Origin of the sequence: Laedolimicola ammoniilytica, assembly GCF_025567165.1 — a bacterium.
Lineage (GTDB): Bacteria > Bacillota > Clostridia > Lachnospirales > Lachnospiraceae > Laedolimicola > Laedolimicola ammoniilytica.
The window spans coordinates 91,796-105,770 of sequence record NZ_JAOQKC010000002.1; the positions used below are offsets into that span (position 1 = coordinate 91,796).

Below are 13,975 nucleotides of genomic sequence, written 5' to 3' on the forward strand. Positions count from 1 at the left end.
ATTAACTTTCCATCAATTTATACCGTACCACTGCTTTAATCTTAAATACGGTTGTGGTATCCTCATCTGGCGCGTCAACCGCTTCGGCATCTGCCCGATAAAATACCTTTGTCTTATAACCTATGGATGCTCCATTTCCCTGATACACTGCCGTATACGCGGAAACATAAGCATCTCCTTCAAATACTGCATTTCGCATAATATAGCCGTCCTGTGTGTAGGCATCTCCATTCCATGCTGCAGCATTGATCCGAAAATATTTGGACGATAATCCCAAAGATTTTAATACATCCGTCTGATAAGTAGCCCATTCCGGCGTTGCCGCACTTTGCGGTACCGTCACATTGTCCGTTCCTGCCAGTGTGAACTCTGACACATTGGTAGAAGGTGCCTGAAATACGCCATCTACATGAAGACTATTTTCCCAATGCCCCGGTGTGGACTCATAAAATTCCTGCAATGTTCCCTGGATCTCTTCATCCTGACCGGTCACTTTATTAAAATATGTGATAGTCTTTGTTCCTGGGATACTGGGTCTTCCATACTGATCCTCATATACAACTGTGTCTGTCACCGGTATACTGATTGTCGCATCTTTTTCTTTCACATAGACCTGTTCATTGGTCAGTGTGTATGTATTTCCGCTATCTGTTTTATATTCCATTGTTTCCGGAAGTTCCGCCAGATCTTCTACATCAGACTCTACGACTTTTTGTACTACCTTTCTGGTTCCCAGTGTCTCTAATGAGATGTCTGTCGTAAGCTCATAGGATTTTCCATCCTGCTCTACAACATCCGGAAGATTATAGTACATTTCGTCTTCCTTATCTGAATAAAACTCAAATTCCTGCTCAATCTCTGCTGCTTGAGCTTCAGACTCATCTACGGTTGCTTCTTCTGCTCCAGGATCTGATTCAGCAGCCTTTTGGCCGCATCCCGTTAAGGATGCAGCCAGTACCGCCGAGATAAGGAGCAAAGAAAGATATTTCTTTCTCACCTATGCTTCCTCCTCACGTTTTTTTCTAACGATCAGGAAACCGCCTGCCGCTGCCAGAACCGCTATAGCTCCAACTGCCACAAATGGGAATCTCTTCATCGGGTTTTCAGATGCAACTTCCACCTTGATAGAGTAACCTGCAGTACCATCGTCTTCTGTCACTACATTGTTCCACCACCAGCCATTGTTAATGCTAAGTGTCAGTTTCCCGATTTCCGGAGTCGGTGTAACTGGAGTCGGCGTATCATCCGAGCCATGGCTTCCTGAACCTCCATGATGGGAATTCTTTTTCTCCGGCTGATTGTAGAAGTACAGGGTCTGTTCTCCCGTCGCATTCAACAAGCGGAAGATCTGCGGAGTCGTATCCAAAATATATCCCTTCGGAGCTTTTGCTTCCATTGCGATATACCATCCTGGCTTCAGGCCAGATACGGACACCGCTTTGTTCTGGGATACGATTGTCGCTCTCAAATCCTCATCTGTGAGTCGGATCGTTACAGCAGGTGTATCCACGCTACTGTCAATTTCAACAATCTCATCCTTCGCAATCACGAGTTTTACTTTATCGGTGAATTTCACCTCAAGTCTTCCACTCTGGCGTAATGCGCTGTCTTTAATATTGGCTTCCATCGTTACCAGGAAGTTGAAATTATCATGGCCTGCCGCATTTACATAAGCCTCTGCAAATTCTACTGTCACAGCATAGCCGGCATCTGTCTTGCTAAACTTATAAGTAAATGCTGTCTCATCGCCGTCTTTTGCTTCAAATGCAGTTCCCAAATCATCCTGATTCAGTTCCACATCATCAGGAAGCAGCTGTGTCATCTTATAATTTGCATTAACCAGATCTGCTTTCAGTAATGAATACTGCAGTGTGAGCTGCGTCTTATAAGTCTCTCTGTGTTCTGTCTGTGCAGCTTTAACTCCTGTCAGGTAATCGCCTAATTCTGTTGAGCCAACAATTTCATCATTGGTCGGGAAATCAGGCGTTTCATCCGGATCTACGATTTTCGCATCCGTTTCTACCTTAATCGGCTGTGTCAGATAAGAAATGTACTGCTCCGGAACCTCATATACGTTAATGGTTGCGCCACTTACAAACTCTGTCGTGCCGGTCCGATACTTGTAAATCTTCAGCATCGTAGTAGCATCCAGCATCTGTACCTTCTGCAGCAGCCCCGTTTCTGTAATCGTAAACGGTACATTTTCTGCAACCAGATATCCGCTTGGAGCTGTTTTCTCTACCAACACATAATTTCCTGTCGGCATATAATCTACATAATGACGATTTGGATTGCCATTTGCATCGTATCCATCCTGGCCTGTGGTCCATTCTGCATACTTGGTAATTGGATTTCCGTCTGCATCTGCAGTCCAGATCTCCATCTGCGCTCCGGCGATCTCCTCTCCAGTTGTAATATCAGCCTTAGAAATTTCCAGTTTTGTAAAGTCATCCTCCATGATGATATGCTGGATTTCTCCGCTGTCATCAATCTGGAATCTAATACTATTGGATTTCACATATCCGTTATCTGTCGGAGCAAGTGTCTCTTTCAGAATATAAGGATATTTCACCTTCAGCTTCTTTTCGATGTAATGAGCAATCGGATTTCCATCTGCATCATATCCATCATCACCTGTGGTCCACTCTTCGACTACCGCACCGGTCTTTTCATCTACGATCTGCAGATGCGCTCCAGCAATCTCCTCTCCAGTCACAATATCCTGTTTAGAGAATTTTACCTTCGTTGTATCATCATACATTACCAGATGCAGATCATCGAGCGTTCCCCATGTCTGCGTATAGGTGATCTTAGAATCAGCCGGCCTTGTTGTTACCTGTAAATCTTTATAGAAATCAATATCCTCGATTCTATTGCCAGCAAATTCAAAGTATACCTTTTCAAATTCTTTATCCGCAAAATCAGATTCTCTAAGGACCTTCGCCAAGGTCTCTTTTGTTGCATCTTTATTTACGAAAAGGATCAGGTTTTTGTTTACCAGAAGCCATTTTGCGATGACCTCTCCATCCAGAACTTCTGTATAATCCCAGGAATTCTCTGTCTGGCCGGTCAGAATCCAATCGTCCGCATTTTCATTTGGAGCAAGGATCAAACCAGATTCATAATCCTGATCTGCAGTTACATGGTTCACAATTACTTCGTATCCATACAAATTGCCATCTGCATCCATCCAGTGACCATCCGCATCTTTCAGCTGATACAGCTTAAATTCGATGTCCTTTGCTGATACATAGCCATCTGCAGGTACCAGTTCCCGGAATACATAGATGTTTTCCCGTACTTCCTGATTGTTGAGCCTCGGCCACTCTCCATTAGAAAGAAGTAAGCCCTTAACAGTATGTTCCGCATCTGTGGAAGTCCATCTGTCAATTTCAATCAAATTGTCATCTTCATGACTGATCAATCCGTTTTCATCGACATCATTCACATCTTTGACTTTGTAGCAAGCAATCTCCGCACCCGGAATCTCCTCTGAACCAGTCAGATCATACTTTGTAATTCCAACCTCTGTCTGCTCATTTGCGTGTTTTGCGTACACAGGAATATACATGTTATATTCGCCGTCATATTTAAACTCTACCGGATAAATTGTGTCATCAATTAAGTAGCCATCCGGAGGCGTAATCTCCTGAATATAGTAATCTCCTGTGTTAATAGATGTATTTCCATCAATACTCTCTTCAACCAGATAACTTACTGTCTTCTTGGTTGTGTCAATCGTAAGTGTTCTGCCATCTGCAGTCTTGTAAGCATCTCCGTCTTTCGTAACGAGAATGGTGTCACAAGATGGGGCTGCCAGCCAGAAAGTTCCTTCTTTTGGTCCGGCGGTCAGCGAATCATATTCGTAAGATACCGTTTTCTGATAAATCAGATCGGAATCTTTTGCTGCCGGATCCAGATATTTGCTCATTAAGGCAATGTCAACTGCAAAATTCGCATGTCCGGATTCATCCGTCGTAGCAACGGCCAGTTTTGTTCCTGCCTGAATAAGCAGCTTGCCATCTACATTGTAAATGTCATTCTTGGTATATAAGCCAAATTTTGCTCCACCCAGGGAAGCAGCTGTATCTTTATCAGCCTTATAAATACCAACTCCGAGTTTCCACTGATTTTCTTCTGATTCAGGCCGTCTGTCTCCTCCTGGTGTATCCGGTATCTTACCATCAGAATCATACATCAGCACATAGCCACCATCGACTTTTCCATCCTTCACGGTAAATGAGATCTCTTCCGCTTTCTCATAACCATCCGGAGCCGTCTTTTCGATCAGCTTATAATCTCCATCCGGGAGGGTCGTCTTATGCGGTGTATCCGTAGATGTCCAGCTTTCCACCTCATTACCGTCTGCAGTTCTGATTTCCAGCTCTGCTCCAGGTAACTCCTCCTTATTGGTGATATCCTTTTTACTGATATAAATGCCGTCTTCTGTTTCCGGTGCATCAAACATTGTCACCGTACCACTCTTCACGGATCCGTTTTCTACAACAAAGTTAATACTTTCTGTTCTCTCGTATCCGTTTGGAGCTGTAGTTTCCGTTAAGGTATAAATTCCATCCGGAAGTGTTACTTCATGTGGCGTATCCGTAGATGTCCAGCTTTCGACCACATCTCCCTTGGCATCCGTAATCTCCAGTTTTGCCCCAGGAAGTTCCTTACCAGTGACCAGATCTTTTTTACTGATCGTTACTTTATCATCTTTTGGTGTTTCAGGTACATCCTCCTGACTCCATGCTTTTACTCTCAAATCGTAGGAGGAAAGGAAACCATTCTTATCCTGGTAATACGGTTTTTCTGCATCACCGTAGGTTCCCCATGTCCAGAAGTTTACGCCGGAGATATCATACAGCTTCTCTGCAACCGTATTGACTCCTCCCAGGAACCAATTCAGTCCTTTGCTGGCCCATATCTTCATCGTGTCATCTGTCCATTTCGAACTTTCCTCGTTTGTATTAAATACTACCTCTTTGATCTGATCTGCATACTTGAAATCTACCGTCTGAACCTGATTATTGATTAAAAATCCATACGGTGTAGCAATCTCTTGTACGTTGTATTTTCCGAGCGGCAGATATACAGATACGGTACCAAGTGTTCCGTCCTTCTCAACCTTTACAATGCTTTCCTGTGAAGCATAATTGAGATCATATTCGATGAATAAGTCGAATGCCTGGTATGTAGTCTCTGTATCTCCAGTTTTTACCGTCAACGTACTATAATCATCAGCAAGCGTAATTTCCGTTCCGGCAGCGGTACGGAATTTCTGCTTCAGCTTATCCCAGATCAGATGATATGTTTCTGACTTAATTACCAGATCTGCACAACGCGGTACCAGTTTCACAGGCTGTATATAGCTGCTCGCTGTCATATCCTCGCTACGGACATCCGTTACCTGATATCCATTTGCAGTTTTATAAACATATCCACCCATCTCTGTTACAAGGACATGATCCTGCATGGTTACAATTTCTGTACCGGTTTTGTCAATCAATGTCCATGATCCATTTCCATTGTCCCGAATAGATGCGTTATCATATACTGCCACATGGGTATATCCCAGGTCTGCTGCTCCGTCTACACCAGCTCCCTTATCTACTCCTGCCTCTGCAGTATCTGTATGGGTAATCTGATAGCCCTTTGCAGTTTTCTCGACAATATCTCCTTCCGCCCACGGTGCTACATTGCTCTCCGTGATCCGATACAATGTCTGACTTTCTTTTACTTCAATCGTATTTCCGTCCTGCAGTGTCAGGAGATAATAATCCCCGTTTTCTTTCAGCGTAGCACCCGGATATTCATCTGTTGATTCATAGGTTAAACGATAGCCTGTGTCTGTTTTGGTAAGCACTCCGGCGCTGTCTGTAGTAATATTTCCCTCATTTTCCAGTCTCGTCACATAGTCTGTAGCAATCAGATTTTGAGAGTTTGTACTACGGCGCAGTCTTCGCATGATATTAAGTGTACGCTCTCTGTAAAAAGTATTCGGATAGATATTCTTGTCTGTATAAGCCGGGACTCCATATAAATCTTTGTCTTTCTGGCTCATTCCTCCTTCTCCATCTACCCAGTAGTTCTTAATAGATCCGGTTGTCGCATATTCATCTGCATCATAATACTTTTTACCGGTAAGAGATGTCTTGGTTCCATCTGTATTTCCGTAATAATATGTATAGTCGTAAGAACCTGATCCTGCCTTTTCTGCTGTTTTGTAATTTGGCACATAAGACACGATCTCGCCATCTTCACCTGTTTCTACGGTTGCAACAATATCTCCCTTTTTGAACCAGGTTCCACCGTTGCCATCCTGTGTGTAGATATCCTCTGCTGCCGTTATCTGATATTTGGCATTTGCCAGCGGTCTTTCCTCGTAAACAAAATCATAGGTTTCCCCTGTGCTTTCCTCATCCAAGGAAACTGCAGCATCCGGATAATCTTTTTCCGTTCCGTCTGTATCAGTTACACTGTAACCGCCTGCCGGAAGAAGTTTTACTACTTTTCCGTCATCTGTGATATATAAGCCATACGTTACGAGCTTCACTTTCAGGATAGTTCCATCCGCAAGGCTTAATTTATAGTTGTAATTGATATCCGGATCATAAATAGCTTCCGTATAGGTCAAGGTATATGTGCCATTTCCATTATCCTTCAATACGCCATAGTCATTTGTGGTCAACACTCCATTTTCTTCTGTTACCACATATGAGGTATTCATGATATTGGTTCCGGATACGGTATAAATATAGGTATCTGTTACATCACGCAGCCATGCATTTTCGTAAATGTCGGTAGACAGGTCATATACGATCATCAGAATCTTAGAGCTGTCTGTAATCTGCGTAAAGCTGTCCGCTGTACCTACAATTTCTGTTCCATCCAGCGTTACAATCTTTGCATATGCCTTTAATGCGGCAATCACTGCTGCATCCGTGACAACTGCTCCGGTTTCATCCTTATATACGACGGAGCCGGTACTGTCATCTGCTGTAATAATCTTCTGATTGCCTGCAGCGTCGGTATAAATATACTGGTTCGGAACTGTTACAATTTCTTCCACTCCCGGATAATAGGTCTTCTTACCATCGACAGTCTGATATACGCCGGTGTTATAGACCTTTCCTCCATTCATGGTCAGCATATCTCCATCTGCAGTCTTGTATACTGCTGCCAGTCGAACACCGTTTCCATCTACTGCAAGATAATCCACTTTCTGTATATTATCTACTTTCAGCTGTTCTTCCACGGTCCGGTATTCTACCTCATCTGTACCCAGATCATAGTGATCCTTCATCTGATTAAATACCGCGCGATCCTTTGCACTGGCCTTCAGGTTGTTATATGCTGCATCGGCCGCATCTGTATACTCATCTGCATACTCAATGTCGTCCGTGTTACTATAGCCAACTAAAACTTCTCCTGTTTTCAGGATATTCAGTTTTCCTAAAGTCTCTTTGTTGTAATAGGTCTCTCCGATATAGATATAATCCAAGTTGCCATTACTGGTGATACCGGAAGCCTTGTATCTTCTTTCGGTAGTTACCTCAAAATCAACCGTACCGTAATACGGTGTGAACATATTGTCTTTTGTCAGCCGCTCTGCATCTGTGCCGACGCCGCCAAGCTGCTCACCATCTGTAGGATTACCCTGATCCCAATAAGTATTGTAGAATCCTTCCGGTCCGCTCAACTCTTCCAGACGATAATAGCCTTTCTCCAGTGAAGCAACCGCGTCAATACGTCCTTCCTCATCTGTGGTAAAAATATCTCTCTGTATTGTAGATAAATTTCCATTCGGTCCAAGCAGATATTCTTTCAGATAATTATTCTTCTGATAGTTCCAGATTCGATAGCTCACACCCTTCTGGATAACATCCTGTCCACTTTGAGCATCCCGTTTTACCATCACAAGTGAGGTAACAATCGTGGTATCTGTCTCTGTAACATATTTGGTTCTGTTTTCCGTTGCAGAAGAATCCGTTACTGTAACAACAAATGGATCTACTGTGAATACATCCTGCGGAGTTGTTGTCTCTACAATAAGATAAGCTCCCCACGGAAGTTCCGGGGATTTAATATGTCCATAGTGGTTTGAGAACAGTTCTGACAGGCGGTACTCATTTTTCACTCCAGTTGCCACCCAACCGTCACTAATGCCATTTAATCCATACCATTCACACGGGCTTCCGGAATTGAGATGATTTGTGGTGTAATCATATCCCTTGTTGATTTCTTCCACCTTCGTCGCATTCTTCTCATACATACGGGCAATGGCATTTGCCTCATTTGTGAAATCCCATTTTAAGGTCTCATTGGAATAGTACGGATCCTTATATGCAGCCAAAATATCCACTACATAGTAATATCCTCTTCCAGCCACATAAACCAACTGGTTTACCTGATCCAGATCATAGTCAGTTCCACCATATTTCTCTTCAAATGGATGATGGGCCAGGATATAATCCTCGGTGAATTTATATCCCATCAGATTATCCGTCTCATCAAACAGCGCAACCAGATCATTGTTCTTCACCAGCATATTACCTTCGTCAATGTTGAATGCCGGCTGGATCGTTCCGTCTACAATTTTACTCAGCTCTGAAATCAGATATACGGTAAAACCTGCTCCCTCCAGTTTCTTATACTGTGTATTTCCGGAGGATGCGCTTTCATCTGCTGTAGTCTCCTTGTCAATCTGGAAACCTGCACCTTTTACGACCTGCTGTTCAGATACTCCGCTTGTTTCCTTCTGCACATATACCTGCTCCGGATCATACTGTACGCCCTCTACCATTTCTCCCTCATACGGGAACGTGTAATGATATTTGATTGGGTTTCCATCAGAATCCGTTGCTGCCAGATATCCAGGAGCAAAAGAAAGCCACTTAATCTCTGATGCCTCGTCATCGTCATTATCGGTGGAGAATACTACGATAGAATCACGGATCTCTTCTGCCAGATAGTAATTGCCAAGATAAAGGCCATCAATCTGGAATTCTCCATCTTTGATCGTAGCACTTGCTACCTTAGCTCCTGCCTGCAAGGTTACATCCTGTACTGTCCAGGTGTCCCCATATCCGTCTTCATCCGCATCCACGAATACCTGCTGTTCCTCCAGAACCGCATACCATCCGTTATGCTTTTCGCCACCGTACATTCCGTCCGGATGCTGAATTCCACTGTACTGTCTCGTATTTTTACTTACTTCCACACTTGCTGTTGCGGCATCCGTATAATCCAGGTACAGTTTATTCTCACTCAGATAAGCATGTGGGTAATCCGTATAAGTATTGGTTCCCTCATCTGTGAAACCGTTGGATGCATCATCATCTGCATCAAAGATCACCCGGTATCCACCCGCTTTCAGCGGCTGCGCCCAGATAAGTTTCCCATCCAGAGTTCCCTCGTAATAGTCCACATCGAACGTATTGTTCTCTGCCACATAGAGAGAATAGATTGCTCCATCCAGATCTGCATCACCGTGATCTGTTCCCGCCTCATACTGATCATCCAGAGTACCGCTTACATATCTTTCAGCGTCTGCATCATATTTTGTAAAGCGAATAAATCCGTATGTACGTTCGTCAATAAATGCATATCCCTGTTCTTTATTAACATCTGCCTCTGTATTGGTGAACCTGGCCTGCTTCTCTTGAGCTGCATCATCATATATCACATTTCCAACCTGCAAATATTCTGTGCTGTTGAATCCGGCTCTGTTATTCAGGAATTCCGCATTATCACCTGCATAACTGTGATAGTTAATCTGTGTATCTGTATAAGTACCGTTATAGGTAATCTCTGATTCTGCCGAATCGTTGTCATTATAGCTGTCTACGTTGATTGTCGTTCCAACAAAATTCGTGATCAGATTTCGTGCTTCCCGCAGTGCAAAATAGGTATCTGTCTTCTCAGAATCGCGATTTACCAAAATACCGCTTTTTTCCTGCAGGTACTGATTCATAAGGCGATCCCAATCCTGATTCAATGTATCTTGCTTCGGATCATTCAAGGTAAATCGCTCTAATCCTATACTCGGAAGAAGACTTGACTGATCATAATAATGAGCATCATATCCATCTTCCGTTGCTGTATGTCCGGGATCATCCAGATATTCTACATAATTGGTATAATACACGCTGTCATAATCTTTGTATCCATCTGTCAGCATATAAGTGGCATACTGGTTTGTATCCTCACACATATGCAGATAATGTACCATTTTTACGGTACTCTTCTGATCCGGAGTGTCATACGGCGCTCCATCATTATTTTTCTTGGATGACTCATCTGTCAGTTTTGTGTAATCACGATCCTCGTAGTTTCCAAGGTATCCCGTTTTTTCACCATCTGCAGGTGCTGTCTTTTCCACGATACAATAATGTCCTAAGTTGGCCTGTGTGTAATAAATCGTGCCATACTCATAATAACCAAACTTCTCTCCGGTCGCTTTATCATCCGTATCCGTAAAGGTTGTTCCGGCATACTGATCGGTTGCTCCCAGACGATGTACGGTATACATACCGATTGTGGTATCAGACCATCCCATTTTCTTAGCGATCTCCGGTGTTACCCTTACGATCTCATAATTATCCTGGCCCCAAGTTGTATAATCATTGATGTCAGTGCCAACATTGGTATCTCTTTCTGCAAACGTAATCTGATTTGCAGATACGGAGAAATCTGTCACATACTCATATGTGCCATCTGCAAGGATTTTTCCGATATAGTAGTACAGAGTCATGGTTCCATCACCATTATCGGTAGCGCTCACATAATACCGGCTATCATCCAGTCCCTTATATGAGGTGCCGTCCTCGGTAAACAGAACAATTCCCGTATCTTCTACCTCATAGTAGGAGAAATACAGCTCTGTATTGCTGGAGTACACACTTGCATAGTTCGGATCACCTTTCACAAAGGTCTTCTCTGCTCCGGATGCATCCGTATAGGTATAAACCATATTTTCGCCGGATATGGACAATACAATCGTACCGCCATCTTCCGTCGTATACGTTACTGCACTTGCACTATTATCTACACTGGAACCGGTCAGATTGATCCGATGCTCTGTCTGTGCATACAGCGCTTTTGCTGTATACTCTTTTTCAGTAGTTAATTTGCAGAAGTCTTTACTCTTCTGGCATACCGGACAATCGTCTGTGCATTCTCCAGCACAGGTGCAGGTTCCAAGATCATGAAGCTCTGTCTCATTATATGTTACCTGGGATGTACTACCCAGATCCGCTGCTGAATCCAGTGTCAGATAAAGATGTACTTTATAGGCTCCTGCAGAAGTCGGCGTAAAGCCGATTACATAATCACTCGGATTATCTACTGCAGCTTTCAGCTTATCTGTATCAAGATCCTGGGAAAGATACTCATGTGTACCATCCTCATCTGTGATTGTCAGCTTTGCTCCTGCAATATGCTCCAGCTTCAGTGTGGAACCATTTTCCGTAATCATCTGATTCAGAATCATTGCCGGATAAATACTCTGCTCCTGGGCTTTGGCTGTCGCTTTCCATTGATAGTATTCATAGATCTCAAATTCTGTATCATACAAAATCTGACTGTTTGTTTCCAAGTCAGTTTTGTTAATAAAAATCTGATTGTACCATGGCTCATTCGTGATGTTTCTCTCATTGGTATTCGGATCTACATCATTTTTACCGCCTGCTATCATAGTGCCACCATTTTTTACTACTTCTGTGTAGGGTTCAATGGTAGTCACATCTTTGACATCTTTACGATATCCTTCTTTCGGAAGATTGATCGCATCCAGCGTCTTTCCATTAGAATCCGTGGCTGCCGGTCTTCCATACTTGTCTAACTCCGTAACTGTATAGGTGTAGGTACGAGCCACATAATTATCATACTCATAATCAATGGTACTCTGTGCCTCTTCCTGTGTCTGGGTGTATACAACCTGCTGGGCATCATAAATGGCTTTGATTTCATCAGCGGTCATTTCCACCGTTGCTCCCATGTATGCTACAGAAATTGTTTCTCCATCGGCTAATGCATTTACTTCAGCAAGTGTTTTCCCCCATATAGCCTGATACATTTCATAATCAATTTCATTCTGAAATCCATCATAACAAGTGGAATAAAACTCCCTAAACGTATGTTTGTGAATAAATGTAGTGGATGCATGTCCATTTTGATCGGTTGTAATTACCGTCGTATGCTGACCGCCCGAAGGTTCCACGTCCGCATCCATATATGGAACTGGATCACTTACAGTTGTTGATTGTCCAAAAGTGCTTGTAGTTGCATTCGGATAATCATTTCCATATTCTGCCAGTGTTCCGGTGTAAATGTCATATGTGAGATCAAAACCACTTGCTTCGCTCTCATCTACCCGGAAATCAATTCCCTCCAGAAGTTCATTAGTGATGACACTCTCTTTGGTAATATCTACATTATATTTTGTAGTTGCCTTTTTCTCTAAGTAGAAATTATCCATCATTGGAATTTCTACTGCTTCAAACGTAGTATCTCCTTCACCAATGTCCCAAGTAATAATCCACTGTGCATTGTCATTGGATGCCGCCCAAAACTGAATTTCTGCGTGCTGACCTGGATAATAATCTACATTTCCATAATTATCCAGTGTCCATCCACCTTCTGATACCCGATCCCATGCATAAGCACAGGAGATCACTGCTCCTAAAATGTAACTCGGATCTGCAGGCCACATGATCGGTGCAACCTGACTCAAGCCGCCTTCTCCCCATGCCTGCTGCGCCCAGAAAGAAGATGCGTCGTGATTGATCACGTACCATATTACAGTCTGAATAGCTGCATAGTCAGCATTGCTCTGTTTTGTTGTCTTCAGATAAGTATTTACAAAAGACTGAATCAGCTTATACTGATTTGCTGATAAGTGACTTCCGTTTGGTGCAATACAATCCGAATAATCTACCTGATGATATTGCCAGCCCGAACGATATGATCCGCCATATTTTGCACAAAATGCACTGTATGTAACTCCGTCATCACCCTTGGCCAGCAACCGCTTCACCGTACCATGGCTCAGATTACTTCCCAGCGATGGTAACACGCCAATCGCATATGATGTCATATCTCTGCAACCCATGGATGTTAAGGATGACGGTCCTGAACCATTAGCATATAACGAAATTTGATCGTCCAGTGTCATAGGTGCTTTTGCTAACGCATCATATACCCAATCAGGTAATTCCCTGTCGTTCAGGTACATATTTGCAATATAGTCAAAAGACAAACCATCTTCCTGCATCTGTCGCAAATCATCCAGATCAAAACCTGCAAAAATGGTTCCACTGAAGAACCGCTCCAGAACCATTCCTTCTTCTGCCATAGATATGATTTCTGCAATATCTTCTGAATACATTTCATAGATATCGTTTCCATCAGCATCTGTTCCAATCACATAGTTTCCACTATATGACGGATCGCCGTACACATAATTTTCATATGCGTCCGAAAGTTCTTCCTGTTCTTTTGCTTCTTCTGGAACTTCTGTCAGCTCCGCTTCGTCAGGAACACTCTCTTCTTCCTTTTCATCCTCCACAACATCACCAGCATTTTTATCTTCGCTGGTATCTTCTGCCGTGTTTTCAGATGATTCCCCATCCTTTTCGTCCGCTGGTGATTCATCAGACTTATCATCATCTTCATTTTCTGATTTCTCAGCATCAGCTTCCGTTTCTTCTTCGGGTACATCGGAAGAATTTGAATCTTTCTCAGATTCTCTTGCAGAATCCACAGTCTCTAATTCCGACGCATATGCAACAGAGCCAACCGATACATTGGACAAAACCATTGCCAGCGCCAGTAAAAAGCAGAGACAGCGTTTCCCATACTTCCTCATACTCACACTTTCTCCTTTCTTTATTTTTACCCTTATGAGTAAGATAAGGTCTGTACTACGCCATTATTACATTAAATTTATCCAAATGCAAGCAACGGAAATTTT

2 protein-coding genes are annotated in these 13,975 nt (G+C 43.0%); both read right to left on the reverse strand.

Features of this window, described 5'->3' with window-relative positions:
- Window position 1: 1 nt before the first annotated feature.
- Entirely contained in the window at window positions 2–997 is a 996-nt protein-coding gene (locus tag OCV63_RS01870; RefSeq protein ID WP_158361744.1) for a hypothetical protein, read from the reverse strand.
- On the reverse strand, window positions 998–13,870 hold the full coding sequence (locus tag OCV63_RS01875) for a SpaA isopeptide-forming pilin-related protein (protein ID WP_158361745.1): 12,873 nt from the start codon (window positions 13,868–13,870) through the stop codon (window positions 998–1,000).
- Window positions 13,871–13,975: the final 105 nt, after the last annotated feature.